General features: G+C 63.3%; 26 protein-coding genes. 4 read left to right on the top strand and 22 right to left on the bottom strand.

Features of this window, described 5'->3' with window-relative positions; genetic code table 11:
• Nucleotides 1-30: 30 nt before the first annotated feature.
• From ntrC to dusB, 3 genes are read right to left on the bottom strand one after another with little or no spacing between them, the layout of a single operon-like run.
• Nucleotides 31-1,491, bottom strand: a complete 1,461-nt coding sequence (ntrC, locus tag EJ078_RS00265) for a nitrogen regulation protein NR(I) (RefSeq protein WP_066989709.1) — start codon at nt 1,489-1,491, stop codon at nt 31-33.
• Nucleotides 1,488-2,630: a nitrogen regulation protein NR(II) gene (locus EJ078_RS00270; protein ID WP_066989706.1), complete on the bottom strand. Its 1,143-nt coding sequence runs from the start codon at nt 2,628-2,630 to the stop codon at nt 1,488-1,490. Before EJ078_RS00270 ends, ntrC begins: the two co-directional genes overlap by 4 nt.
• Nucleotides 2,627-3,655, bottom strand: a complete 1,029-nt coding sequence (dusB, locus tag EJ078_RS00275) for a tRNA dihydrouridine synthase DusB (protein ID WP_127403866.1) — start codon at nt 3,653-3,655, stop codon at nt 2,627-2,629. The genes EJ078_RS00270 and dusB overlap by 4 nt, the downstream gene beginning before the upstream one ends.
• Nucleotides 3,656-3,794: 139 nt before the next feature.
• Between dusB and EJ078_RS00280 the strand changes: the two genes are divergently transcribed.
• A complete protein-coding gene (locus tag EJ078_RS00280; RefSeq protein ID WP_127403867.1) occupies nt 3,795-5,012 on the top strand; it encodes a bifunctional 2-C-methyl-D-erythritol 4-phosphate cytidylyltransferase/2-C-methyl-D-erythritol 2,4-cyclodiphosphate synthase in 1,218 nt (405 codons plus the stop codon).
• On the top strand, nt 5,009-5,491 hold the full coding sequence (locus tag EJ078_RS00285; RefSeq protein ID WP_127325584.1) for a CinA family protein: 483 nt from the start codon (nt 5,009-5,011) through the stop codon (nt 5,489-5,491). The genes EJ078_RS00280 and EJ078_RS00285 overlap by 4 nt, the downstream gene beginning before the upstream one ends.
• Here the strand turns inward: EJ078_RS00285 and EJ078_RS00290 are convergent.
• From EJ078_RS00290 to EJ078_RS30630, 16 genes are all read right to left on the bottom strand, one after another.
• Nucleotides 5,488-5,964, bottom strand: coding sequence for a type II toxin-antitoxin system RatA family toxin (locus EJ078_RS00290; RefSeq protein WP_066989693.1), 477 nt, complete (start codon nt 5,962-5,964; stop codon nt 5,488-5,490). The genes EJ078_RS00285 and EJ078_RS00290 overlap by 4 nt on opposite strands.
• A gap of 7 nt (nt 5,965-5,971) precedes the next feature.
• The gene (lipA, locus tag EJ078_RS00295) at nt 5,972-6,937 is read right to left on the bottom strand and encodes a lipoyl synthase (protein ID WP_127403869.1); all 966 of its coding nucleotides are present in this window, start codon (nt 6,935-6,937) and stop codon (nt 5,972-5,974) included.
• Nucleotides 6,938-7,066: 129 nt separating this feature from the next.
• The gene (locus tag EJ078_RS00300; RefSeq protein ID WP_067321367.1) at nt 7,067-7,324 is read right to left on the bottom strand and encodes a GlsB/YeaQ/YmgE family stress response membrane protein; all 258 of its coding nucleotides are present in this window, start codon (nt 7,322-7,324) and stop codon (nt 7,067-7,069) included.
• Between the two features lie 102 nt (nt 7,325-7,426).
• Nucleotides 7,427-8,872, bottom strand: a complete 1,446-nt coding sequence (gene lpdA, locus EJ078_RS00305) for a dihydrolipoyl dehydrogenase (RefSeq protein ID WP_095825431.1) — start codon at nt 8,870-8,872, stop codon at nt 7,427-7,429.
• Nucleotides 8,873-8,898: 26 nt separating this feature from the next.
• Entirely contained in the window at nt 8,899-9,537 is a 639-nt protein-coding gene (locus EJ078_RS00310; protein WP_127217039.1) for an SGNH/GDSL hydrolase family protein, read from the bottom strand.
• Entirely contained in the window at nt 9,534-9,959 is a 426-nt protein-coding gene (locus tag EJ078_RS00315; protein ID WP_127217038.1) for a hypothetical protein, read from the bottom strand. Before EJ078_RS00315 ends, EJ078_RS00310 begins: the two co-directional genes overlap by 4 nt.
• A 15-nt stretch (nt 9,960-9,974) precedes the next feature.
• Nucleotides 9,975-11,339 (bottom strand): pyruvate dehydrogenase complex dihydrolipoamide acetyltransferase, encoded by a 1,365-nt coding sequence (locus EJ078_RS00320; protein ID WP_067321380.1) that lies wholly within the window; start codon nt 11,337-11,339, stop codon nt 9,975-9,977.
• A gap of 18 nt (nt 11,340-11,357) precedes the next feature.
• The gene (locus EJ078_RS00325; RefSeq protein ID WP_208721044.1) at nt 11,358-12,749 is read right to left on the bottom strand and encodes a pyruvate dehydrogenase complex E1 component subunit beta; all 1,392 of its coding nucleotides are present in this window, start codon (nt 12,747-12,749) and stop codon (nt 11,358-11,360) included.
• Between the two features lie 13 nt (nt 12,750-12,762).
• Nucleotides 12,763-13,809: a pyruvate dehydrogenase (acetyl-transferring) E1 component subunit alpha gene (gene pdhA, locus EJ078_RS00330; protein ID WP_067321386.1), complete on the bottom strand. Its 1,047-nt coding sequence runs from the start codon at nt 13,807-13,809 to the stop codon at nt 12,763-12,765.
• Between the two features lie 178 nt (nt 13,810-13,987).
• On the bottom strand, nt 13,988-14,311 hold the full coding sequence (locus EJ078_RS00335; RefSeq protein ID WP_066989670.1) for a septum formation initiator family protein: 324 nt from the start codon (nt 14,309-14,311) through the stop codon (nt 13,988-13,990).
• A gap of 167 nt (nt 14,312-14,478) precedes the next feature.
• Entirely contained in the window at nt 14,479-15,753 is a 1,275-nt protein-coding gene (eno, locus tag EJ078_RS00340; protein ID WP_066989668.1) for a phosphopyruvate hydratase, read from the bottom strand.
• Between the two features lie 391 nt (nt 15,754-16,144).
• Entirely contained in the window at nt 16,145-16,510 is a 366-nt protein-coding gene (locus EJ078_RS00345; RefSeq protein WP_066989666.1) for a PRC-barrel domain-containing protein, read from the bottom strand.
• Between the two features lie 79 nt (nt 16,511-16,589).
• Nucleotides 16,590-17,432: a 3-deoxy-8-phosphooctulonate synthase gene (gene kdsA, locus EJ078_RS00350; RefSeq protein WP_067321392.1), complete on the bottom strand. Its 843-nt coding sequence runs from the start codon at nt 17,430-17,432 to the stop codon at nt 16,590-16,592.
• Nucleotides 17,429-18,304: a VOC family protein gene (locus EJ078_RS00355; RefSeq protein ID WP_067321395.1), complete on the bottom strand. Its 876-nt coding sequence runs from the start codon at nt 18,302-18,304 to the stop codon at nt 17,429-17,431. Before EJ078_RS00355 ends, kdsA begins: the two co-directional genes overlap by 4 nt.
• A 70-nt stretch (nt 18,305-18,374) precedes the next feature.
• On the bottom strand, nt 18,375-18,665 hold the full coding sequence (locus EJ078_RS00360) for a Dabb family protein (RefSeq protein WP_066989660.1): 291 nt from the start codon (nt 18,663-18,665) through the stop codon (nt 18,375-18,377).
• A gap of 105 nt (nt 18,666-18,770) precedes the next feature.
• Nucleotides 18,771-18,905: a hypothetical protein gene (locus EJ078_RS30630; protein WP_259979787.1), complete on the bottom strand. Its 135-nt coding sequence runs from the start codon at nt 18,903-18,905 to the stop codon at nt 18,771-18,773.
• A gap of 244 nt (nt 18,906-19,149) precedes the next feature.
• Here EJ078_RS30630 and EJ078_RS00365 point away from each other — a divergent pair, with 244 nt between their 5' ends.
• On the top strand, nt 19,150-19,485 hold the full coding sequence (locus EJ078_RS00365; protein WP_127217529.1) for a hypothetical protein: 336 nt from the start codon (nt 19,150-19,152) through the stop codon (nt 19,483-19,485).
• On the opposite strand, the gene EJ078_RS00370 is transcribed toward EJ078_RS00365, so the two are convergent.
• Both EJ078_RS00370 and EJ078_RS00375 read right to left on the bottom strand, forming a co-directional pair.
• The gene (locus EJ078_RS00370) at nt 19,475-21,448 is read right to left on the bottom strand and encodes a bifunctional 2',3'-cyclic-nucleotide 2'-phosphodiesterase/3'-nucleotidase (protein ID WP_127240739.1); all 1,974 of its coding nucleotides are present in this window, start codon (nt 21,446-21,448) and stop codon (nt 19,475-19,477) included. The genes EJ078_RS00365 and EJ078_RS00370 overlap by 11 nt on opposite strands.
• A 129-nt stretch (nt 21,449-21,577) precedes the next feature.
• A complete protein-coding gene (locus EJ078_RS00375) occupies nt 21,578-22,843 on the bottom strand; it encodes an NAD(P)/FAD-dependent oxidoreductase (protein ID WP_127216617.1) in 1,266 nt (421 codons plus the stop codon).
• Nucleotides 22,844-23,018: 175 nt separating this feature from the next.
• Between EJ078_RS00375 and EJ078_RS00380 the strand changes: the two genes are divergently transcribed.
• Nucleotides 23,019-23,678, top strand: a complete 660-nt coding sequence (locus EJ078_RS00380) for a 5-formyltetrahydrofolate cyclo-ligase (protein ID WP_095800688.1) — start codon at nt 23,019-23,021, stop codon at nt 23,676-23,678.
• A 106-nt stretch (nt 23,679-23,784) separates the two neighbouring features.
• Here EJ078_RS00380 and EJ078_RS00385 read toward each other — a convergent pair whose 3' ends face one another.
• Entirely contained in the window at nt 23,785-24,258 is a 474-nt protein-coding gene (locus tag EJ078_RS00385) for an Lrp/AsnC family transcriptional regulator (RefSeq protein WP_059188527.1), read from the bottom strand.
• Between the last annotated feature and the right edge of the window lie 18 nt (nt 24,259-24,276).

Genomic DNA, 24,276 nt, shown 5'->3' on the forward strand with positions numbered 1-24,276 from the left:
CCGACTTAATCCCCAAAAGTGAAGGCAAAGTCAGGGCTGCCTGGCGGCCTTGTAGACGTTGACGCCAAGCTCGCGGATCTTCTTGCGCAGCGTGTTGCGGTTGAGGCCCAGAAGCTCGGCCGCCTTGATCTGGTTGCCGCGCGTCGCGGTCATCGAAGCCAGCACCAGCGGATATTCGACCTCGGCGAGGATGCGTTGGTAGAGCCCGGAGGGCGGCAGGTCGCCGGCGAAGGACGCGAAATAGCGCTGCAGGAAATGCTCGACCGCCTGGCCGATCGACAGGTCGTCGGGGATCAGCGCGCCGCCGTCCGGCACGACAGATCGCTCGCCGGTCTTCAGTTCGGCCTCGATGATCTCGGCCGAAATCTCGTCCTGCGAATAGAGCGCGGCGAGCCTGCGCACCAGATTTTCCAGCTCGCGCACATTGCCGGGCCAGGGATAGCGCTTCATCAGCTCGATGCCACCGGCGGAAATGCGCTTGGTCTGCAGGCCTTCGCTGGCGCCCTGCTTGAAGAAATGCCGGACAAGGTCAGGCACGTCTTCAGAACGCTCTCGCAACGCCGGAAGTCGCAGCGGCACGACGTTCAGGCGGTAGAACAGGTCCTCGCGGAACAGGCCCTGGTTGATCAAGGTCCGCAAATCCTTGTTGGTGGCGGCGACGATGCGCACGTCGGTCTTGATCGGCGTGCGGCCGCCGACGGTCGTGTATTCGCCCTGCTGTAGCACGCGCAGCAGGCGCGTCTGCGCCTCCATCGGCATGTCGCCGATCTCGTCGAGGAACAGCGTGCCGCCTTCGGCCTGCTCGAAGCGGCCGGTGGAGCGGTTCTGCGCGCCGGTGAAGGCGCCCTTCTCATGGCCGAACAGTTCCGATTCGATCAGGTCGCGCGGGATCGCGGCCATGTTGATGGCCACGAAAGGCCCGCCGCGGCGGCGGCCGTATTCGTGCAGCGCGCGCGCTACCAGCTCCTTGCCGGTGCCGGATTCGCCGCTGATCATCACCGTCAGGTCGGTCTGCATCATGCGGGCCAGCATGCGGTAGATGTCCTGCATGGCGGCCGAGCGGCCGACCAGCGGCATCGTCTCCGGCTGATCGTCGGCGCGGGAATCCAGCTTCGGCCGCTTCGGCTCGGCAAGCGCGCGGTTGACGATGTTGAGCAGCTCGGTCAGATCGAAGGGCTTCGGCAGATACTCGTAGGCGCCGGTCTCGGAGGCGCGGATGGCGGTCATGAAAGTGTTCTGCGCGCTCATGACGATGACCGGCAGCTCGGGTCGCGCCTTCTTGATGCGCGGCAGCATGTCGAAGGCGTTCTCGTCCGGCATCACCACATCGGTGATGACGAGGTCGCCCTCGCCGGCAGCCACCCAGCGCCACAGCGTCGAGGCGTTCGAAGTCACGCGCACTTCATGGCCGACGCGCGACAGCGCCTGGTTGAGCACGGTTCGGATCGCCGCATCGTCGTCGGCGACGAGGATATTGCCGCGAACGGTCATTTGCGGTCTCCTTCAGCTTCGTCGCCGGCGTTGGGCAAAGTGTCCTTCCAGGCCGGCATCAAGACGCGGAAAGTGGTTCCACGCTGCGTCGAATCGCATTCGATGATGCCGCCGTGCTCGCCGACAATCTTGGCGACCAGTGCCAGCCCGAGGCCCGAGCCGTTCGGTTTGGTGGTGATGAACGGATCGAAGAGGATCGGCAGGATGTCCTCGGAAACACCGGGGCCGTTGTCGTGCACGCAGAATTCCAGCGGCAGCGAGACGCGGTCTTGCGTTCCCGGCACGGAAACGCGGATGCCGGGCCGGAAAGCCGTCGACAGCACGATCTCGCCCTGCGGGTCGGCGCCGATCGCCTCCGCGGCGTTCTTGACCAGGTTGAGGAACACCTGGATCAGCTGGTCACGGTTCGCATAGACTGGAGGAAGCGATGGATCATATTCCTCCAAGATCTTGATTTTTTTTGCAAAGCCGTTCTTGGCGATCGCTTTCACATGATCCAGAACGACATGGATGTTGACGGGAAAGCGCTCGATCGGCCGCTCGTCGGAAAACACTTCCATGCGGTCGACCAGCGACACGATGCGGTCGGTCTCGTCGGTTATCAACCGGGTGAGGGCACGGTCCTCGTCGGAGGCCGAGAGCTCGAGCAGTTGCGCCGCGCCGCGGATGCCGGAGAGCGGGTTCTTTATCTCATGCGCCAGCATGGCCGCCAGGCCGGTGACAGAACGGGCGGCACCCCGATGTGTCATCTGCCGGTCGATCTTGTCGGCCATCGACCGTTCCTGGAACATCACCACGACCGAGCCGGGAAACTCCGGCACCGGGGCGACGTAGAGGTCGACCATCTTCTCGATGCCGAGGCGCGGCGAAGAGACGTCGACGCGGTATTCGTTGACCGGCGCGCGGCGCTCGCGCACCTGGTCGACCAAGGTGAGCAGCGGACTGCCGAACGGGACCAGTTTGGACAACGTGTTGCGCGCCAGCATGGTCGCGCTGGAGCGGAAGAAATCCTCTGCATCCGCGTTGGCGAAGGTGATGAAGCCGTCGGCATCGACCATGATCACCGGGCGGCGAATGGTGTTCAGCACGATATTGGCGGCATCCGCGGTGTCGGCCGGCTGTGGGAGGTTCGTATTCATGCCGCGCTCCGCAATTCTGGCGATGCCGCGCTTTCGGTAAAGGCTTGGCGCAGCCCGGCGATCACTTCAGCCGGCTCGAAGGAAGTGAGGATGTGCTTGCGCCGTTCCGCCGAAGCACGAGTCGCGTGCCTGTCCAGATACCAGCCGAGATGCTTGCGCGCTTGGCGGAGCCCGCTTTCGACGCCGTAGAGCGAGAGCATGTCCTCGTAATGCGCAACCACGTAGTCAGCGAGCCTCTTGGGCGTTTCGGGAATATCGGTTGCAGACATGCCAGCGGCGGCTGCCGCGATGCTGCCGGCGGTCCACGGCGCGCCGTAATGGGCACGGCCGATCATCACCGCGTCGGCGCCTGATTGATCCAGGATCGTCGCAGCCTCTTCCGGCGAGCCGACATCGCCATTGGCCACCACCGGGATCGAGACCGCTTCCTTGACGCGCGCAATGGCGCGCCAATCGGCCTTACCCTGATAGAACTGGCAGCGCGTGCGGCCGTGGACGGTCACCATGCGCACGCCGGCCAGCTCGGAGCGGCGCGCCAACATCGGCGCGTTGAGCGCGCTTTCGTCCCAGCCGAGCCGCATCTTGACCGTCACCGGCACCGAAACGGCATCGACCACCGCCTCGATCAGCGAGAGCGCGTGATCGAGATCGCGCATCAGCGCCGAGCCGGCATAGCCGCCCGTCACCTTCTTTGCCGGGCAGCCCATGTTGATGTCGATGATGTCGGCGCCCTCGCCCGCCGCGATTCGCGCGCCCTCGGCCATGTGCGCTGCCTCGCGGCCAGCAAGCTGCACCATATGGACGGGCAGCCCGGAATGGCGGATGCGCAGATCGCAGCCGGCCCTGCCCTTGGCCAGTTCGCCGCTCGCCACCATTTCCGACACGACCAGCCCGGCACCATGCGCATGCGCACGCTGACGGAACGGCTCGTCGGTTATGCCGGACATCGGCGCCAGGAACACGCGGTTGCGTATCCTTACGCCGCCGACGTCGAGCGGCGAAGCCAATGTGGTCAATTCAGGCATGCACAAAAACCAAGCATGTTCGATTGCTGCACATTGTGTAGCCAGATGCAAGGCATTGTGCAACGCGCAATGACGTCACATTAAGGCGCATTTTGGAAAATGCTGGCCTTCCCTGCCAGCCGCGACTAAGCCTCTCGCCATGACTGACACAAGTGAAAAACCGGACGGCAAGGTCGGCGTGGTCATTGTCGCCGCCGGCCGCGGCGCCCGTGCCGGACAGGCCGAGGGGCCGAAGCAGTATCAGCGCATCGGCGGACGCGCCGTCATTGCGCATACGCTGGAAAGATTCCTGTCACATCCAGCCGTCGGACCAGTGGTGGTGGCGATCCATGCCGACGACCGCGAGCTGTTCGAGCGCGCGGCGGGAGCTAATGCTACGCACACGCTCATCGTCATGGGCGGTCCGTCCCGCCAGGCTTCCGTCCGGCTGGGACTTTTGGCGCTGAGGGAGCAGGCGCCGGCAAAGGTGCTGGTGCATGATGCGGTGCGCCCGTTTGTCGATCATGGGCTCATCGACCGAACCATCGAGGCCATCGGCGAGCGCCAGGGCGCCCTGCCGGCGCTGCCCGTCGCCGACACGCTCAAGCGGGAATCGGCCGAGGGCATGATCGAGGAGACGGTGTCGAGGGCCGGCCTGCACGCGGCGCAGACACCGCAAGGGTTCCCGTTCTGGCCGTTGCTGGCGGCGCACGAGAAGGCGCATCATCTCGGCAAAAGCGAGTTCACCGACGACGCGGCGATCGCCGAATGGGCGCATATTCCGGTCAAGATCGTCCAGGGCTCGCCGGACAACATCAAGCTCACCTGGGCAAGGGATATCGCGATGGCCGACCAGCGGCTCTCAAATGCGCTGCCGCGCTTTCCGGACATCCGCATCGGCAATGGCTACGATGTGCACGCGTTCGAAGCGGGCGACCATGTCACTCTGTGCGGGGTCACTATCCCCTATGACCGGAAACTCTCCGGCCATTCGGACGCCGATGTCGGGCTTCATGCGCTCACCGATGCGTTGCTCGCCACCTGCGGCGCCGGCGACATCGGCACGCATTTCCCGCCGTCGGACCCGCAATGGAAGGGCGTTGCCTCGAAAATCTTCGTCGAGCATGCGGCGACGCTGGTGCGCGAGCGCGGCGGGCGCATCGCCAATGCCGATATCACGCTGATCTGCGAGGCGCCGCGGGTGGGGCCGCATCGCGAGGCGATGACGGCGGCGCTGGCGGCGATGCTCGGCATTGCGCCGGAACGCGTTTCCATCAAAGCGACGACCAACGAGAAGCTCGGCTTTGTCGGGCGCGGCGAAGGCATTGCGGCGATCGCGACCGCCAGCGTCGTCTATCCGGGAGACGTGCCGGCATGAGCAACGCGGAATTAGCCAACGCCCTGCTCCAGGCTTGTCAGCAGCGCGGCATCATGCTGGCCACGGCCGAGAGCTGCACCGGCGGTCTGATCATTGCAGCACTGACCGACATTGCCGGCTCTTCCGCCGTGGTCGATCGCGGCTTCATCACCTATTCCAACGAAGCCAAGATGGAGATGCTCGGCGTCTCCGCGGCGACGCTTGAGGCGCATGGCGCGGTCTCGGGTGAGACGGTCAGGGAGATGGCTGCGGGCGCGCTGACGCATTCGCGCGCGAGCCTCTCCCTTGCGGTCACCGGAATTGCCGGCCCGAGCGGCGGCTCGTCGGAAAAGCCGGTGGGTCTCGTCTGGTTCGGGATGGCATTTGCCGGCCAGCCGGCCGTCGTCGAGCGCCAGCTGTTTGGTCATAAGGGGCGGGAATTCATCCGCCACGAGACGGTCCGGCACGCGCTGCAGCTCGGCCTGCGAGCGCTGGCCTAGGCTATCCGCGGATCAGGCGTGCCTTGCGCTGCGCCGTAGATCACGTTCGCTCGCTTCTCGAATGCTTCGGAAAACATGCGGAAGGCGCGATCGAACATCGTGCCCATCAGCGCGCCGAGAATGCGGCTCTTGAATTCGTAGTCGATGAAGAAATGCACTTCGCAGCCGCCATCGGCCGGATCGAAGCGCCAGATGTTGCTGAGATATTTGAACGGGCCGTCGATGTATTTGACGTCGATGGCGTTCTCGTCGGGCTTGAGCAGCACCTGGGTCGTAAAGGTCTCGCGGATCGCCTTGTAGCCGATGCTCATGTCGGCGACGAGGATGGTGCGGCCGTCGCGCTCCTTGCGCGAGCGCACCGTCAGCGCCTCGCAGAGCGGCAGGAATTGCGGATAGGTCTCGATATCCGCCACCAGCGCGAACATCTGTTCCGGCGTGTAGGCGACGCGGCGGGTGGCTTCGAATTTCGGCATGAAAGCGTCAGCTGGCCTTCTTGAGCTGCGCCTCGCGCGCCGCGCGCAGCCTGGCGAAATCCTCGCCGGCATGATGCGAGGAGCGCGTCAGCGGGCTCGAAGCGACCAGCAGGAAGCCCTTCGTCTTGCCGATAGTCTCAAAGGACTTGAACTCGTCCGGCGTGATGAAGCGGATCACCGGATGGTGCTTCTTCGAAGGCTGCAGGTATTGGCCGATGGTCATGAAGTCGACATTTGCCGAACGCAGGTCATCCATGAGCTGCAGCACTTCGTTCCGCTCCTCGCCGAGGCCAACCATGATGCCGGACTTGGTGAAGATCGACGGATCGAGTTCTTTCACGCGCTGCAGCAGCCGGATCGAGTGGAAGTAGCGGGCGCCGGGCCGCACCGTCAGGTAGTTCGACGGCACAGTTTCCAGATTGTGGTTGAAGACGTCGGGCTTGGCGGCAACGACGATCTCAAGCGCGCCGTCCTTGCGGAGAAAGTCGGGCGTCAGGATCTCGATCGTCGTTGAAGGCGCGGCGGCGCGGATGGCGCGGATGACGTCGGCGAAATGCTGCGCGCCGCCGTCGTCGAGGTCGTCGCGGTCGACAGAGGTGATGACGACGTGACTGAGGCCCATCTGCTTGACCGCATGGGCGACACGCGCCGGCTCATCCGCGTCAAGGGCGGTCGGGATGCCGGTGGCGACATTGCAGAAGGCGCAGGCGCGCGTGCAGATCTCGCCCATGATCATGAAGGTGGCGTGCTTCTTGTCCCAGCATTCACCGATGTTCGGGCAGCCGGCCTCCTCGCACACCGTCACCAGCTTGTGCGACTTCACGATCTCGCGCGTCTCGGCGTAACCCTTCGAAACCGGCGCCTTGACGCGGATCCAGTCCGGCTTGCGCAGCACTTCCTGGTTCGGCCTGTGCGCCTTTTCGGGATGCCGCGGGCGCGGTGCATTGGCGATCGTGTCGAGAACAGTGACCATTTCGAACCCTTCGCGGCCGCCCGCATCGCGGCCGCCTGTCTGCGTCATCTAGGACTTTTCGGAATAAAGAAAAAGGCCACGCCGGCGCATGCCGCCACGGCCATTTTGCATAGCGGACTTCGCTGGGGCTCAGCGCCGTACCAGCCGGCCGACAAAGATCAGCAGGCAGGCGCCGATGAAACCGGTGATCAGATAGGCGAACCAGCCGGCGCCGAAGGACTGGATGTTGAGAGCCTGTAGGATCGCATTCAGAACGATCGCGCCGACGATACCCAAAATGATGTTCATGAAGATGCCGGTGTTGCTCTTCATGACCATTTCGGCGAGCCATCCGGCCAAGCCTCCGATGATGATGGCTGCTATCCAGCCCACGCCATTCACGTCCATATGCCAATTCCTCCTTGATCAGGTGAAAATGCATCCGGATACGAACTGCTTTGCCCTCAGAATCCTCCGGCTGCCGCGTCTGAGTCTCGCGCGAGCAGTCTATCATGCGTTCAAAGCGCGGCCATAGGCGTCCAGCACGCTTTCCTTCATCATCTCCGACAGGGTCGGATGCGGGAAGATCGTGTGCATCAGCTCTTCCTCGGTGGTCTCCAGGTTCATCGCCACGACGAAACCCTGGATGAGCTCGGTCACCTCGGCGCCGATCATATGCGCGCCCAGCAGTTGCCCGGTCTTCTTGTCGAAGATGGTCTTGATGAAGCCCTGGTCCTCGCCGAGCGCGATGGCTTTGCCGTTGGCGCCGAACTGGAAGCGACCGACGCGGATGTCCTTGCCCTCGGCCTTGGCCTTGGCTTCGGTCAGGCCGACCGAGGCGACCTGCGGGCTGCAATAGGTGCAGCCCGGGATCTTCAGCTTGTCGATGGCGTGCACGCCCGGGATATTGGCGATCTTCTCGACGCAGATCACGCCCTCGTGCTCGGCCTTGTGGGCGAGCATCGGCGGCCCGGCCACATCGCCGATGGCGTAGATGCCGGGCACGTTCGTCCTGCCGTAGCCGTCGACCGCGACACAGCCGCGATCCGTCTTGACGCCGAGCGCCTCGAGGCCGAGGCCCTCGATATTGCCTTGTACGCCGACGGCCGAGATCATGCGGTCGGCGGTGATCTTCTCGACCTTGCCGTCCTTCATCTCGACATGCGCGGTGACCGAGTTGGCGCCCTTCTCGACCTTGGTCACCTTGGCCTCGAGCAGGATCTTCATGCCCTGCTTCTCGAACTGTTTCTGCGCGAATTTCGAGACCTCGGCATCCTCGACCGGCATCACCGCCGGCAAAAGCTCGACCACGGTCACATCGGCGCCCATGGTGCGGTAGAAGGAGGCGAACTCGATGCCGATGGCGCCCGAGCCCATCACCAGCAGCGACTTCGGCATCTCCTTCGGAACCATGGCCTCGAAATAGGTCCAGATCAGCTTGCCGTCCGGCTCGATGCCAGGCAGCGCGCGCGGCCGCGCGCCGGTTGCGAGGATGATGTGCTTGGCGGTGTAGGTGCCCTCGCCCTTGACGCCTTTCGGCACCGGCGGCTGCGGCTCCATCGGCTTCTTGGCGGTCTTGGCGACGACGACCTCACCAGGCTTGGAAAGCTTAGCCTCACCCCAGATGACGTCGACCTTGTTCTTCTTCATCAGGAAGGCGACACCGCCATTCAGCCTGAGAGACACCTTTCGCGAGCGGTCGACGACGGCTGCGGTGTCGGGGCTGACCTTGCCGTCGAGCTTAAGGCCGTAATCCTTGAGGTGGTTCGAATAGTGCATGATCTCCGCCGAGCGCAGCAGCGCCTTGGTCGGGATGCAACCCCAGTTGAGGCAGATGCCGCCGAGATGCTCGCGCTCGACGATCGCCGTCTTGAAGCCGAGCTGGGCGGAACGCACAGCGGTGACATAGCCGCCGGGGCCTGAGCCGATGATAATGACGTCGTAGTTCTCAGCCACGGGTTTCTCCCTGATTTTTCTCGGAGTTAGAAGGAAAGCATCACACGCACGAGGGGCGCCAGCGCCTGACCGATCCGCCGCGTGTTTTCGGCATCGAGATGGACGCCGTCGAGCGGCGTGGTGACGGCGACGGAGCCGGCGTCGAAGAAGCCGCAGCCGGCCTCGTCGGCAAGCGAGGAATATTGCGGCGCCAGCCGCTTCGAGGCGTCATCGCCGCCGGCGAACATTTCCTTGAATTCGGCATTCTCGGTGCGCGTCACCGCGGGCGGCGCGACAATGAGGATCTGCGGAGCCGGCCAGTCGAACGGATAGTCGTGGCCGCGCACGATATCGATCAGGCGCTGCATACCCTGCTTTGCGGCTACGGGATTGCCGTGGATCCACGGCTTCATGTCGTTTGCGCCCAGCATGATGATGATCAGGTCGAGCGGCGCGTGCGTCGTGAGGATCGTCGGCAGCATTCTCGCGCCGTTGCGGTCGGCACCGGCGAGGTGATCGTCAAAGGCAGTGGTGCGGCCGTTCAGCCCTTCGGCGATGACCTCGATGCCGTCGCCCAGCGCCGTCTTGAGAACGCTCGGCCAGCGGTCCTCCAGCGCAAGGCGCCCGAGGCTGCCAGCGTCGTAGCCCCAGGTCACCGAGTCGCCGTAACAGAGAATTGTCTTCATGCGCTTGCCCCACCCCTGCCGAACGCTGCCGCCGCACGCTTGAGCCGCCAGCGCACGAATAGCCATTGCACGATGATGGTCACCAAACTCGGCAAGCCAAGGCCGGCGACTATCGGCATATCTTCTTTCGCAGCTGCCGGACTTTCTTCCCAGAAGCCTATCACTGCGACCAGCGCCACAAGAAGCACGGTGAACGCGATCAGTGTCCATTTCCCCACTTTGCCAACTGCAGCAAGCGGCTCTGTCATCAGCTGCGCTACAAAGAAGAGGATCGTGACGATAACTGTCGTCAGCACCACCAACATAAATACAAGGATATACTCATCGGTCGCGCCGGTGATGGCGGCCAGTTGCTGTGCAACCAAGCCGCCAGCCACACCGGAAAGAATGAAGGCGAAAAGGCTGGTGAAGAATTTCCGCACCGCCCTTTTCCTGTCCTAGACCAGCATGCCCATCGGGTTTTCGATCATGCGCTTGAAGGCGCCGAGCAGCTCCGCACCGAGCGCGCCGTCGACGGCGCGGTGATCGGTCGACAGCGTCACCGACATCATGGTCGCGATCTTGATCTCGCCTTTCTTCACGATGGCGCGCTCCTCGCCGGCGCCGACCGCAAGGATCGTGGCGTGCGGCGGGTTGATAACGGCGGCAAAATCCTTGACGCCGAACATGCCGAGATTGGACACGGCCGTGGTGCCGCCCTGGTATTCCTCGGGCTTCAGCTTGCGGCTGCGGGCACGGCTTGCCAGATCTTTCATCTCATTGGAGATGACGGACAGCGTCTTTTCGTCTGCGTGGCGGATGATCGGCGTGATCAGGCCGCCGGGTATCGACACGGCGACGCCGACATCGGCGTGCTTGTGCTTGACCATGGCGTTTTCGGTCCAGGAGGCGTTGGCGTCCGGCACCGCCATCAGCGCCATCGCCATCGCCTTGATCACCATGTCATTGACCGAGAGCTTGTAGGCCGGGACCTCGCCCTTCTCGGTTTTCCGCATCGGGGCCGCGGCGTTGAGCTGCGTGCGCAGCGCGAGCAGCGCATCGAGCTCGCAATCGAGCGTCAGATAGAAATGCGGAATGGTGCTCTTGGCTTCGACCAGGCGGCGCGCGATGGTCTTGCGCATATTGTCGTGCGGGACGAGCTCGTAGGAGCCTTCGGCGAAGAGTTTCAGCACCTGATCGTCCGACATCGGCTTCGGCGCGGGGGCAGGAGCGCCTGCAGGCGCACCGGCAGGAGCCTTGCCGGCAGGCGCAGCCTTGGCGCCGCCGGAAGCGATCGCCGCCTCGACATCGGCCTTCACCACGCGGCCATGCGGACCGGAGCCACTAAGCCCCTTCACGTCGACACCGGCATCCTTGGCGATGCGGCGGGCGAGCGGGGAGGCGAACACGCGCTCGCCGCCGGCGTGGCCGTTGGCGACCGGTGCAGGCTCGGCCTTCGCCGGCGCGGCCGCCGGCTTCGGCGCTTCCTTGGGGGCCTCGGCCTTCGCAGGGTCCGCTTTCGGAGCCTCCGCCTTGGGCGCCGCACCGCCATCGCTCTTTGCGGCAGCACCGGCGTCCTCGCCTTCGCCTGCCAGAATGGCGATCACCGCATTGACCTTGACGCCTTCGGTGCCTGCCGGAACGACCAGCTTAGCGACTGTGCCCTCATCGACGGCTTCGACTTCCATGGTCGCCTTGTCGGTCTCGATCTCCGCGATCACGTCACCGGGCGCAACATGATCGCCTTCCTTGACCAGCCACTTGGCGAGATTGCCCTCTTCCATGGTGGGCGAGAGAGCCGGCATGGTGATGTTGATTGGCATGTTGTCCTCCCGACCGGCTCAGCGATAGGTGACGGCTTTGACCGCCTCGACGACCTCGCCGACATTGGGCAACGCCAGCTTTTCGAGGTTCGCCGCGTAAGGCATCGGCACATCCTTGCCGGCGATGGTGATGACCGGCGCATCGAGGAAGTCGAAGGCGCGCTGCGAGACCTGGCTGGCGATGTGGTCGCCGACCGAGCTCTGCGGGAAGCCTTCCTCCACCACGACCAGCCGGTTGGTCTTCTTGACCGAGGCGATGATGGTATCGAAGTCGAGCGGACGGACGGTTCTCAAATCGATGATCTCGGCGTCAAGGCCCATGCCGCGCAGTTCGGCCTCGGCCTTGACCGCATAGGTCATGCCCATGCCGAAGGAGACGAGGGTGACGTCCCTGCCCTGCTTGTGCACACGCGCCTTGCCGATCGGCAGCACGAAATCGTCGAGCTTCGGCACGTCGAAGGACTGGCCGTAGAGAATCTCGTTCTCGAGGAAGATGACCGGGTTCGGATCGCGGATCGCGGCCTTGAGCAGGCCCTTGGCGTCGGCGGCCGTGTAAGGCATCACCACTTTCAGGCCGGGGATGTGGCTGTACCAGGCGGCGTAGCACTGCGAGTGCTGGGCGGCGACACGGGCCGCGGCGCCGTTCGGGCCGCGGAAGACGATCGGCGCGCCCATCTGGCCGCCGGACATATAGAGTGTCTTGGCGGCCGAATTGATGATCTGATCGATCGCCTGCATGGCGAAGTTGAAGGTCATGAACTCGACGATCGGCTTCAGGCCTGCCATCGCCGCGCCCACACCGACGCCGGCAAAGCCATGCTCGGTGATCGGGGTATCGACGACGCGGCGCGGCCCGAACTCCTGCAGCAGGCCTTGCGTGATCTTGTAGGCGCCCTGGTATTCGGCAACTTCCTCGCCCATGACGAAGACATCGCCGTCGCGGCGCATTTCCTCGGCCATCGCGTCACGCAGCGCCTCGCGCACCGTGGTCGAGACCATTTCGGTGCCGGCAGGGATGTCCGGATCGGCCGCGACTTCCGCCTTCGGCGCGGCGGCGACAGGCGCAGCCGCCTCGCTTTTGGCCGCGGCGGGCGCCGGTGCCGGCGCGGCCGCTTCAGCCTTGGGCTCTTCTTCGCCGATGCCTTCGCCGGCCTTGTCGACGTCTTCGCCGTCGACCGCAAGCACGGCGATCAACGCGTTGACCTTGACGCCTTCGGTGCCGGCCGGAACCACGATCTTGGCGAGCGTGCCTTCATCGACGGCTTCGACCTCCATCGTCGCCTTGTCGGTCTCGATCTCGGCGATGACGTCGCCGGCGACGACCTTGTCGCCTTCGTTCTTCAACCACTTGGAAAGATTGCCCTCTTCCATCGTCGGCGAGAGAGCGGGCATGAGAATTTCGATCGGCATGTCCGTGCCCTCCTTAGAGTACGATGTCGGTCCAGAGCTCGGACGGATCCGGCTCGGCGTCGTGCTGGGCAAATTCGGCGGCGTCGGCGACGATGTCGCGGACCTCCTTGTCGATGGCCTTGAGATCGTCTTCGCTCGCCCACCTCTTATCGATCAGGCGCGCCTTGACCTGTTCGATCGGGTCGTGCTCCGAGCGCATCTTCTGCACTTCTTCCTTGGAGCGATACTTCGCCGGGTCGGACATCGAATGCCCGCGATAGCGATAGGTCTGCATCTCGAGGATCAGCGGGCCGTTGCCGGCGCGGCACCATTCGGCGGCGACGTCGCCGGCTGCCTTGACCGCGCGAACGTCCATGCCGTCGACCTGCATGCCGGGAATCTTGAAGGAAGCGCCGCGGTTGGAGAAGTCGGTCTCGGCGGATGAGCGCGACACCGATGTGCCCATGGCGTAGCGATTGTTCTCGATGATGTAGATTACCGGCAGCTTCCACAGCGAGGCCATGTTGAAGCTTTCATAGACCTGGCCCTGGTTGGCGGCGCCGTCGCCGAAATAGGTCAGCGAGACATTCTTGTTGTCGCGGTAGCGGTTGGCGAAGGCCAGGCCTGTGCCCAGCGACACCTGCGCGCCCACGATGCCGTGGCCGCCATAGAAATGCTTCTCCTTGGAGAACATGTGCATGGAGCCGCCCTTGCCTTTCGACAGGCCGCCACGGCGCCCGGTGAGCTCGGCCATGACGCCGCGCGGCGACAGATCCATAGCCAGCATGTGGCCATGGTCGCGATAGGCGGTGATCATCTGGTCGCCCTCGATCAGCGCCATCTTCATGCCGGTAACGACGGCCTCCTGGCCGATATAGAGGTGGCAGAAGCCGCCGATAAAGCCCATGCCGTAAAGCTGGCCCGCCTTCTCCTCGAAGCGGCGAATAAGCAGCATGTGCCGGTAGGCGGAGAGCTCTTCTTCTTTGGTGAAGTCGGCTGGCTTGGGGGTGGAAAGGGCCGACGATTTGCCGTCGGATCTGGATTTGGACTTGGCAGGCGCTTTTCTGGCGGCGGTGGCCATACATCACTCCCTGTTGGCGTCTCTTCGCGGACATTCAAGGGAGAGCGACCCGTCTCCCCACCGATTTGAGCGAGGCTAACACGCAAGAATGCAATGCGCCATGCTGAAAAATGCATGGCTGACATGCATCCTAAGCGATTAGAATCATTGCTAATAAGTTTGATTAACCGAAATTCGGTTATTTTGCCGAAGCCGGCAGCATGATGGTGATTTCGTCCGGATGGGACAGATTGAGCGCCTTTCGGGCCTGCTCGTCAAGCATGTCCTTTTCCAGCGTGCCTTCATGCATGAGCTGGACACGACGTTCGAAGTCGATCCGGCGCGCCTTGACCGCGTCGAGCTGAGTCTGGAGTTCGGCCGCCTGTGCCTGCAGCCGATATTTGGAGTAGATGCCGAACTCACCGTGATAGGCATGGAAGCCGAAATAGGCGAGAAACAGCACGCAGAGCGACGGAACGATCAGCTTGCCGGTGTTTCTCTGCTTGTGCTGACGTGTCCACATGACCCGACCCCTTTCGGCCGCGAGCGCAAGCGGCTGTTCGAGTCTTTTTTCGCCCGATTGTGCTTAATGGACGGTTACGGCTGGCTGGACTGAGACCTGCCGAAACAAAAAGAGGCGGGGAAACCCGCCTCTCCGCCTCTTTCAACAACCAAGACAGTTTGTCCGGATCAGCCCTTGACCACCGACTTGCCGGCGTAGCGCGCCTGCCGGCCGAGCTCTTCCTCGATCCGGATGAGCTGGTTGTACTTGGCCATGCGGTCTGAGCGCGACAGCGAGCCGGTCTTGATCTGCCCGCAGTTGGTGGCGACGGCGAGGTCGGCAATGGTCGAATCCTCGGTCTCGCCCGAGCGGTGCGACATGACGGCGGTGTAGCCGGCCTTGTGCGCGGTCTCGACCGCGTCGAGCGTTTCGGTGAGCGAGCCGATCTGGTTGACCTTGACCAGGATCGAGTTGGCGACGCCCATGCGGATACCGTCGCGCAGTCGCGCCGTGTTGGTGACGAACAGATCGTCGCCGACCAATTGGGTCTTCTTGCCGATCAGATCGGTCAGGTATTTCCAGCCCTCCCAATCGTCCTCGGCAAGGCCGTCCTCGATGGTGACGATCGGATAATCGGAAGCGAGCTTGGCGAGGTATTTGGCCTGCGCCTTCGGATCGCGGGTCTTCTTCTCGCCCTCATAGACGTAGTTGCCGTCCTTGAAGAACTCGGTCGCCGCGCAGTCGAGGCCGAGCGCCACGTCCTCGCCCGGCTTGAAGCCGGCCTTCTCGATCGATTCCATGATGAAATCGAGGGCCGACGGCGCGCTCTTCAGGTTGGGGGCGAAACCGCCCTCGTCGCCGACATTGGTGTTGTGGCCGGCATCCTTCAGCTTCTTCCTCAGCGTATGGAAGATTTCAGAGCCCCAACGCACGCCGTCGCGCAGCGTCGGCGCGCCGACCGGCAGGATCATGAATTCCTGAAAGTCGATCGGGTTGTCGGCATGAGCGCCGCCATTGATGATGTTCATCATCGGCACCGGCAGGATGTGCGCCTTGGCGCCGCCGACATAGCGGTAGAGCGGCAGCCCGGCGGCCTCGGCGGCGGCCTTGGCCACCGCCAGCGACACGCCGAGGATGGCGTTGGCGCCGAGCCGGCTCTTGTTCGGAGTGCCGTCGAGCTCGATCATCGTCTGGTCGATATGGATCTGGTTCTCGGCTTCCATGCCGCCGATCGCCTCGAACAACTCGCCGTTCACGGCCTCGACGGCGCCCTGGACTCCCTTGCCGAGATAGCGCGGCCCGCCGTCGCGCAGCTCGACCGCCTCATGCGCGCCGGTCGAGGCGCCCGACGGAACGGCGGCGCGGCCCATCGAGCCGTCTTCCAGCACCACGTCGACCTCGACGGTCGGATTTCCACGGCTGTCCAGGATTTCACGCCCGACAATGTCGATGATGGCGGTCATTGCGATGTCCCCGATTGATCGATTGAAGCGTCGCGCCCCTCTTAGCCAAAGCCCGGCAAAAGGCAATTGGGCGGTCCGCAATAATTGCAGGCGACAAGATTCACGAAGCGCAAATCTTTGTCATCATTAGTCATGCGCGCGACTCGCCCTTCTGATTTATGGTCGTGTTTGCGCGGGGCGAAACACGAGGAGTTTCGCCATGTCTCAGTTGAGCGGTATCGTGAGTTTGTTCCTGATCGCGGCGGCGTTCCTAACGTCCTGCGACACCCAGAAGCCTCAGCAGAACTCCACGGAGCTATCCACCCTTCGGACCGCTGAATAGGTTCCTCAACGCTCGAAGGCCCCCGGACCCGGGGGCCTTCTCGATTCTGGAAGCAGCCGCTCAGGCCGATCAGTGCCAGTAAGGCTTCACGTGGTAGTATTCGAAGGATGCGTCGCGGGCCGCTTCACCATCGGCGCCGGTCAATTCCTCGATCGAGTAGGCCGGTGCCGCCTTGAGCTGTTCCTTGGTGAAAGGCACGACGTAGCCGCCCATGTTTTCATCATAGTCGAGGCTTGCCCACGGAATGGCGTGATACTTCTCGCCCATGCCGAGGAAGCCGCCGAAGCCGATAACCGCGAACATGATCCCGTTCGACATCTTGTCGAGCATCACGTCCTCAATGCTGCCGATGCTGTCGCCGGCGGTGTTGTAGACCGAGGTGCCGATGACGCGTGAGGCGGCGATGGCTTCGGTGTGGCCAGACGGAGTGGTCATTGCTGTGCTCCTCTCATTTGATTGTCCGTTGTGGACAATGAGGGGAGCGGGCGAAGGTTCCAGATTTTCGGCTGCCCTGCTACGGCCTCTTGGCGATCCGATCGAACGCCATCAGCCTTTCCAGCAATGCGGGAAGATTCTTCAAGGGCACCATGTTGGGGCCGTCCGAGGGGGCGTTGTCCGGATCCTGGTGGGTTTCGATGAACACGCCGGCAACGCCGATCGCCACGGCGGCGCGCGCGAGGGTCTCGACAAAGCGTCGTTCGCCACCGGTCGAGCCGCCCTGCCCGCCCGGCTGCTGCACGGAATGGGTGGCGTCGAAGATCACCGGCGCGCCGATCTCGGCCATGATCGGCAGCGCTCGCATGTCCGACACCAGTGTGTTGTAGCCGAAGGAGGCGCCGCGCTCGGTGACCAGCACGTTGGCGTTGCCGGAACCGGTGACCTTGGCGACGACATTCTTCATGTCCCATGGCGCCAGGAACTGACCCTTCTTGACGTTCACCACCTTGCCGGTGCGCGCCGCCGCAATCAGCAGATCCGTCTGCCGGCTGAGAAAGGCCGGTATCTGCAGCACATCCACATGCGGCGCGACCAATGCGCATTGCTCCTCGGTGTGGACGTCGGTCAGCACCGGCAGTCCGAACTCCTTGCGCAGGTCGTCGAAGATCGGCATCGCCGCCTCGATCCCGGCACCGCGCGCGCCGCCGAGCGAGGTGCGGTTGGCCTTATCGTAGCTCGTCTTGTACACCAGCCCGATACCGAGCCTTGTGGTTAGTTCCTTCAGTGCGCCGGCCATGTCGAAGGCGTGCTGGCGCGACTCGAGTTGACAGGGGCCTGCGATCAGCGACAAGGGCGCATTGTTGGCGAAAACCACCTTGCCGACGCTTACCGCGGCATTGGGCGCAAGGGGCTCGCTCATGGGATCTCCCGAAAGATGAAGGCCGCGCCCTGACCGGGTGCCGGCGGCACGACGACATCGTCGTCGCTCATGTTGTGCTCTATCGCGTTTGCCGCAAGTAGCTGGGTAGCTGCGGCGACGCTGCGAACCGCAAAGATGACGGCCGCAAATCGCAGGTCCGAAGGCTGCCTTGCCGAAGCACCGAACCGTGCGGCAAAAGCGTCGGGCGTCAGAACGGCCAGGGTCGCGTTTGGCAGGTCAGTCCTGTCGCCGTCGCTCGCGTCCTGGCCGGCAGCGATCGATATCAGTCCCCTCTGGCTCGAAGGCTCGTCGCTCACCGCCACGATCTCAACGATGCCGGTCACGCCATTGGCATGTGCCTGCAGTGCGGTGCGGTCGATCTGCGGCGCGTTGATGCGCTGGCAGGCGAACAGGAAGGCGTCCGGTGCTTTTCTATCGGCCGCGAATGCCAGTTTGAACGATGCCGTGTCGCTTTTGCCCGTGGTGTCGGTGAAGGCGCGCGAAAAGCTCAACATGTTGCCAGCCGACAGCCCCGCTTCGACATAGCGCGCGTGGTCGGCATCTGCATCGGCGGTCCCGAAGACGACCGCGGAGAAGCCCTCGTCGTCAAGCCTGCTGCGGTAAAGGCGGTCGCGCGCGACGAAGACGTTGCCTTCGCCCATCGCCCGATCGGCCGTTTTGTCATCGCCGACGGCCAGCGGTTCCAGATAGGTGCCGTCGGTGAAGAAGACACAAGCGTTCTCGGTCCCGAAAGGATGGACGCCGGTCGGGGCGACGACGAAGCCGAGCGACGAGAGGCGCTGCCTTGCAATGTGGAGGCTCCGCGTGGGCAGAACGAGATGGTCGAGCGGATGGGGCGGAGTTTTCGTCATGCCGGCGCGGTGTGCACCATTGCGGAAATCGGTTCAAGGCCTGGCGTCCAAGGCGAGCGGACGGCGCGGCTCAGGCGGCGGCCACGACGTCGGCCGAATAACGCAGCTCGCGCAACGGTTTAACCCTGCCTGTCGTCTCCGCATAGATCGGATGCGCCCTGTATGCTGCGAGCGCTGCCTCGTCCTCGAATTCGGCATAGACGACCACGTCGATCGCGTTTGAGAACAGATCGACCTTGGTATTGAGCGTCACCTCGAAGTGTTTCGAATGTGGAATCTTGCCCAGTTCCTGCAGCCCTGACCGGACGGCCTCCACATCCTCCTTGCGCCGCACGCTGAAGAAAACGATGTGCCGGATCAAACCCAGCCTCCTTGATCGACGGATGAACGCGTTTTGTGGGAGCAAGGCCGTCGCGTCAACCGGCAACGATGTCGCGCCCGCTATTTGAGCGGCAGCGTCGGGGCCTCAGGCAGCGCCGGTGACGTAACGCACGATGCGCGACATCTCCCTGACGGTCGCGTCGAGATATTGGCCCTGGTTGTAGAGGCCGTCCCAGATCAGGAAGAACGTGATGGCGACGATAACGATCACATAACGCATGGCTAAAGCTAGCGTATGTCCTCAAACCGAACCAGAGCGCCTTCACGGCAATCGTTCCAATTCACTGCTTTGTAATCGACGCACCTTTCCGGCGTCATGGGACCCAGCGCCGGCTACCTGGAGAGCTGCGGTGCGAGCACAAATGTCTCATGCGAACGTGATGCAACCGCATTTTTCCGACTGTCCGGCGCCCTCACTGCATCCTCGGGCGAGCGCCGAGCGTCGTTCGCAACAGGAGGCTTCCTTGAACCGCACCGTAGCCGTCGCCGTGCTGCTGCTTGCCGTGATCTCGGCAAGTGCCGCTGAAGCAAAAGTATCCTTGCCCACAGTCACCAATGACCCGCTGGGCGCGCTGACTGCCCCGACGCTGACACCGGGGGCCAGCGACCTTGTCAACAACACGCCGACATCGACCATCCAGGAGATTCGCCACCCGAGAGGAATGGCGCCGCTGACCGTGCCCAGCGATCCGCTCGGCACGTCGATCCAGCCGGCCTTCCCCGGGCCGCTACCACGCCCGCGACCACCCCTTCGCCTTAGCCAAATCAGGCCGGCCCGGCCGCGCAACATCAAAGGGTAATGCGGTATTTGGCAAACCCCGCCTCACCCTCGCCCGCCGGCTCGATCTTCAGCGACTTCACCTGACCGATGAAATCCTTGGCCCTGGGTCCGGTCTCGAAGACAACGCTGGTTCCAGGCAGCGGCGCGAACGACCAGTTGTCGTCCGCCGACGGATTGATCGTGCCCTCGCTGATGACGTAGCGCACGATCACGTCGCGGTTGGTGTCCGGCGCCTCATAGATGATCTTCGAAGCATTGATATCAGGGAAATTGCCGCCGCCGCCAGCGCGGTAGTTGTTGGTGGCAACCACGAATTTCGCTGCCGGATCGAGCGGCTTGCCGCCGAATTTAAGATCGACGATGCGACTGGAGCCGGCATTGGCGACGGCGCCCTTCGTATCGTATTTCGGTGGCTGCGACAGGTCGATCTTGTAGGTGATGCCATCGATGACGTCGAAATTGTAGGAGGGGAACTCGGTGTTGATCAGCGGCTGATCCGCCTTCCCGGGCTCGATCCTGTTGAAGATGCCGGCCGACATCTCCAGCCATTCCTTGACTTGCGAGCCGGTGATTTCGACCGCGCGCACGGTGTTCGGATAAAGATAGAGATCGGCGACGTTCTTGATGGCGATATCGCCGACAGGAACGTCGGTATAGTAGTCGGCGCCGTTGCGGCCGCCTGCTTTGAACGGTGCCGCCGCAGAGAGGAGCGGCACGTCCTTCCACTCTGTGCTCTTCAGAATATCCTTGAGATACCAGCTCTGCGCCTGATTGACGATCTGCACCGAGGGATCGTCGGCGACCAAAGCGAAATAGGAATAGAGCGGCGCGGACGTCTTGCCGACGGGGCGGCGGACATAGGCGAGCGTCGCCTCGTGATCCTGCTCGAGCGCCGCGATGATGCGTTTGTCGTCGCCGACCGTAGCCTTGTTCTTGCTGTCGACCCGCTCATAGATCGGCCGCGCCTCGGAGGTGGCCGAGACGACGCGCCATTTCGAGCCATCGCGCTCAAGAAGCAGGTCGATCAGGCCCATATGCGAGCCCCAGAAGCCGCCCATCACCGCCGGCTTGCCCTGCAGAGTGCCTTTTTCGGTGTCGACGCCTTCCAGCGCCTGGAAATCCTTCTTGCCGGGGAAGACGAGATGCTGGTGCCCGGTGAAGACCGCGTCGATGCCTTCGACGCCGGCGACGAAGAAGGAGGCGTTCTCCATCATGTCGCCCTGCTTGATATCGATGCCGGAATGCGAAAGCGCAATGACGATGTCGGCGCCCTCCTCACGGATTTGCGGTACCCAGGCCTTGGCCGCCTGGACAATGTCGCGGGTCTGGACGTTGCCTTCCAGGTTTTTCAGGTCCCAGACCATGATCTGCGGCGGCACGAACCCGATGACCCCGATCTTGATCGGCTGTTCGGCGCCGGAGCCGTCCTTGATCTTCTTGTCGAGGATAACATAGGGCTTGAGGTAGAGCTTGTCGTCGCGCGGGTTCGTGGCGAGCGTGGTGCCCCGGATCAGGTTGGCGCATACGAAGGGGAAATTGGCGCCGGCCAACACCTTGTCCATGAAGGACAGGCCGTAGTTGAATTCGTGGTTGCCGAGGGTCGAGCATTCATAGCCGAGCAGGTTCATGCCCTTCATGATCGGATGCAGGTCGCCGTCCTTCATGCCCTTTTCATAGGCGATGTAGTCGCCCATCGGATTGCCCTGCAACAGGTCGCCGTTGTCGATCAGCATCGCATTGGTGGCTTGCTTGCGCACCCCGTCGATCAGCGAGGCCGTGCGCGACAGGCCCATCGTGTCGTTCGCTTTGTCGGCGTAATAATCATAAGGCAGCAAATTCACATGGATGTCGGTCGTCTCCATGATCCTCAGATGCGCCTGATTGGCTGCGGCCCGGACGGAGAACGGATGCAGCATGATCAGCGCTCCGCTGGCGGCGGCTCCGGCCAGGAATTCGCGGCGAGAGACGGGCAAAAGTGACATTGTTTTCCTCCTCTTAGACAACGCGACATGCCCTGCCCCTCAATCGGAACATGCCGCCGAAGGCATTTCGAGTCCATGTCTGTTGGATGTCTGTTGATCACGACAAGGTGACGCGTCGATGAAAAGCAATCAGCTCTTGTCGTCGTCACCCTGAGTGATCAGGCGCGCGCTGCGCTGTCCGGTAAAATATATCCATAGCCAGCTGAGCGACACTGCGAGCCGATTGCGGAAATCGATCAGGAAATAAATGTGCGCTATCCCCCAGAGCCACCATGCGAGCCAGCCGGTGAGCTTGATCCAGCCGAAATCGATGGCGGCCGCGCGTTTGCCGATCGTCGCCAGGTCGCCAGCATGCTTGTAGCGGAAAGGGCGTGGCGTTGCGTCGCCATCGAGCCTCGCTTTGATCGTTGCAGCAACATGCCTGCCCTCCTGCTTGGCGGACGGCGCCACGCCCGGTACCGGCTTGCCGTCCGGTCGCAGCAGATGCGCCGTATCGCCGATAACAAATATCTCCGGGCTGCCCGGCACGGTGAGATCGGGCTCGACCAGCACCCTGCCCGCCCGGTCGGCGGGCGCTCCCAGCCATTCCGCCGCAGGCGAAGCGGCGACGCCGGCTGCCCATAAAATCGTCTTTGCCGGCAGGTAGGTATCGCCAAAGACGACGCCCTCGGCATCCAACTGCGTGACGGCACGGCCAAGCTCGACCGTCACGCCAAGCCGCTCCAGCGCCTTTTGAGCATAGGCCGAGAGCTCCGGTGCGAAATTTGCGAGCACACGGTCACCGGCTTCGATCAGCACAACGCGTGCCTGCCGCGTGTCGATGTTGCGGAATTCGCCGCGCAGCGTGTCATGCGCAAGCTCTGCAATGGTGCCGGCAAGCTCCACGCCGGTCGGTCCGCCGCCAACGATGACCAGCGTCAGCAATGCCTGGCGCCTGGCGGGATCGGTCTCGCGCTCGGCTTGCTCGAAGGCGAGCAGGATGCGGCGCCGGATGGTGGTGGCATCTTCCAGCGTCTTCAGCCCGGGCGCGAATGGCTCCCATTCGTCATGGCCGAAATAGGCGTGGCGCGCGCCGGTGGCGAGCACTAGCGTGTCGTAGCCGACTGCGCTCCCGTCATCGAGCAGCACGCGTTTGCCTGCGCGGTCAACACCGATGACCGTACCCAGAAGCGTCGTCACGTCCTTGCGCTTGCGTAACAGATGACGGATCGGCCAGGCGATCTCGGAAGTCGCCAGCGCGGTGGTCGCCACCTGGTAGAGCAGCGGCTGGAACAAGTGGTGATTGCGCTTGTCGATCATGGTGATGCGCACCGGTGCGCCGGCCAGCGCGCGGGTAAGTTCGAGACCGCCGAACCCGGCGCCGACGATCACGACATGATGCTTGGCTTCGTCCATTTTCAGCCACCTCGCCCAAAGCAACCCGATTGCCTAGATGTAAGCATTTTTGTGCACCGCAACAACGCCACCGCTGGCCATGTCAGTGCCCGGGAGTCGTCGCCCGGTGTCGTGTACGCGCATGTCGCCCCCGGAACGCCGGGTATAGCGTGGAGCAGAACGATAGGAGTGGAGCATGTCTGACAATCGCGATGACGACGGCCCGGCGCAATACGCTTCGCCGCCTTGTTTCATGCATGAGCTCGACCCGGCCTATCAGATGCCGCTGTCCGACTGGACCGATGTCCGGCGCTGGCGCAAGGCGGAGCGTGAGCGGCTGATCGGCGCGCGGCTTGCGGTTTCCGCCGATGCACGCGCGGCAATGTCACAGCGGATTGCCGAGGGCCTCGATATGCTGGTCGGCAAGGTTGCCGGCCTTATGGTCAGCCTCTACTGGCCGTTCCGCGGCGAGCCGGACCTGCGCGGCTTTATGGCGTCGATCAATGCGCGCGGCGGCCGCACCGCGCTGCCCGTCGTCATCGAGAAGGGCCAGCCTTTGGTGTTCCGCGCCTACGCGCCGGGCGACCGGCTGGAGAAGGGCGTCTGGAACATCCCGATCCCGGCCGAGGGTGATCCTGTCCTGCCCGATATCGTGATCTCGCCGGTAGTCGGCATCGATCCCAGCAACTACCGGCTGGGCTATGGCGGCGGTTTCTACGATCGTACGCTCGCCGCCATGCCGTTCAGGCCGCTGGTGATCGGCGTCGGCTACGAATTGCAGCGCATTCCCACCATCTATCCGCAACCGCACGACATCCCGATGACCAAGGTGGTCACCGAGGCGGCCGGAGCCTAATGCAGTTCCAAGAAAAGTGTGTAGCGGTTTTCCGTCCGTAATTGCGCAAAGCAAAGAAATGAGCGGTTCGGGGTTCCCGTGAAACGATGCAACGCTCTGACTTCAGCTAAGCCATTTCGGGCCTCAACCCCACCGCCGTCCTGTCGACGATCTCGCGCAGGGCGAAGGACGAGTTGATCTTCGTCACATGCGGCATCGCCGACAGCCATTCCTTGTGGATGCGCTCATAGTCGGCAAGGTCCTTGGCCGCTATACGCAGGATATAGTCGTATTCGCCCGACATCAGATGGCAGGAAAGCACGTTCGGGCAGCGTTTGATCGCCGCTTCGAAATCGGACAGCGTCTTCTCGAACTGCCCCGACAACGATATATGCACGATCGCCGTCATCTGATGGCCGAGCGCGGCATTCGACAGCCGCGCGTGATAGCCGCGGATGGTTCCGGATTTCTCCAGATTGTCCAGGCGCCTGGAGCAGGCCGACTGTGACAGCCCAACCTTTTCGGCAAGCGCTGCATTGGGGATCCGGCCATCCTTCTGCAAGGTCTCCAGAATGGCGATATCAATCCTATCGAGCGGCATTTTTCGAGATTCCTGCGA

The organism is Mesorhizobium sp. M1A.F.Ca.IN.022.06.1.1 (assembly GCF_003952605.1).
In the GTDB taxonomy this organism is placed as follows: domain Bacteria; phylum Pseudomonadota; class Alphaproteobacteria; order Rhizobiales; family Rhizobiaceae; genus Mesorhizobium.

What these genes read in the sequence shown, in the direction of transcription:
- ntrC (WP_066989709.1), bottom strand. Translation starts at nt 1,491, where the DNA reads ATGACCGTTCGCGGCAATATCCTCGTCGCCGACGACGATGCGGCGATC.
- EJ078_RS00270 (WP_066989706.1), bottom strand. Translation starts at nt 2,630, where the DNA reads ATGAATACGAACCTCCCACAGCCGGCCGACACCGCGGATGCCGCCAAT.
- dusB (WP_127403866.1), bottom strand. Translation starts at nt 3,655, where the DNA reads ATGCCTGAATTGACCACATTGGCTTCGCCGCTCGACGTCGGCGGCGTA.
- EJ078_RS00280 (WP_127403867.1), top strand. Translation starts at nt 3,795, where the DNA reads ATGACTGACACAAGTGAAAAACCGGACGGCAAGGTCGGCGTGGTCATT.
- EJ078_RS00285 (WP_127325584.1), top strand. Translation starts at nt 5,009, where the DNA reads ATGAGCAACGCGGAATTAGCCAACGCCCTGCTCCAGGCTTGTCAGCAG.
- EJ078_RS00290 (WP_066989693.1), bottom strand. Translation starts at nt 5,964, where the DNA reads ATGCCGAAATTCGAAGCCACCCGCCGCGTCGCCTACACGCCGGAACAG.
- lipA (WP_127403869.1), bottom strand. Translation starts at nt 6,937, where the DNA reads ATGGTCACTGTTCTCGACACGATCGCCAATGCACCGCGCCCGCGGCAT.
- EJ078_RS00300 (WP_067321367.1), bottom strand. Translation starts at nt 7,324, where the DNA reads ATGGACGTGAATGGCGTGGGCTGGATAGCAGCCATCATCATCGGAGGC.
- EJ078_RS00310 (WP_127217039.1), bottom strand. Translation starts at nt 9,537, where the DNA reads ATGAAGACAATTCTCTGTTACGGCGACTCGGTGACCTGGGGCTACGAC.
- EJ078_RS00320 (WP_067321380.1), bottom strand. Translation starts at nt 11,339, where the DNA reads ATGCCAATCAACATCACCATGCCGGCTCTCTCGCCCACCATGGAAGAG.
- EJ078_RS00325 (WP_208721044.1), bottom strand. Translation starts at nt 12,749, where the DNA reads ATGCCGATCGAAATTCTCATGCCCGCTCTCTCGCCGACGATGGAAGAG.
- pdhA (WP_067321386.1), bottom strand. Translation starts at nt 13,809, where the DNA reads ATGGCCACCGCCGCCAGAAAAGCGCCTGCCAAGTCCAAATCCAGATCC.
- EJ078_RS00335 (WP_066989670.1), bottom strand. Translation starts at nt 14,311, where the DNA reads ATGTGGACACGTCAGCACAAGCAGAGAAACACCGGCAAGCTGATCGTT.
- eno (WP_066989668.1), bottom strand. Translation starts at nt 15,753, where the DNA reads ATGACCGCCATCATCGACATTGTCGGGCGTGAAATCCTGGACAGCCGT.
- EJ078_RS00345 (WP_066989666.1), bottom strand. Translation starts at nt 16,510, where the DNA reads ATGACCACTCCGTCTGGCCACACCGAAGCCATCGCCGCCTCACGCGTC.
- kdsA (WP_067321392.1), bottom strand. Translation starts at nt 17,432, where the DNA reads ATGAGCGAGCCCCTTGCGCCCAATGCCGCGGTAAGCGTCGGCAAGGTG.
- EJ078_RS00355 (WP_067321395.1), bottom strand. Translation starts at nt 18,304, where the DNA reads ATGACGAAAACTCCGCCCCATCCGCTCGACCATCTCGTTCTGCCCACG.
- EJ078_RS30630 (WP_259979787.1), bottom strand. Translation starts at nt 18,905, where the DNA reads ATGCGTTATGTGATCGTTATCGTCGCCATCACGTTCTTCCTGATCTGG.
- EJ078_RS00370 (WP_127240739.1), bottom strand. Translation starts at nt 21,448, where the DNA reads ATGTCACTTTTGCCCGTCTCTCGCCGCGAATTCCTGGCCGGAGCCGCC.
- EJ078_RS00375 (WP_127216617.1), bottom strand. Translation starts at nt 22,843, where the DNA reads ATGGACGAAGCCAAGCATCATGTCGTGATCGTCGGCGCCGGGTTCGGC.
- EJ078_RS00380 (WP_095800688.1), top strand. Translation starts at nt 23,019, where the DNA reads ATGTCTGACAATCGCGATGACGACGGCCCGGCGCAATACGCTTCGCCG.
- EJ078_RS00385 (WP_059188527.1), bottom strand. Translation starts at nt 24,258, where the DNA reads ATGCCGCTCGATAGGATTGATATCGCCATTCTGGAGACCTTGCAGAAG.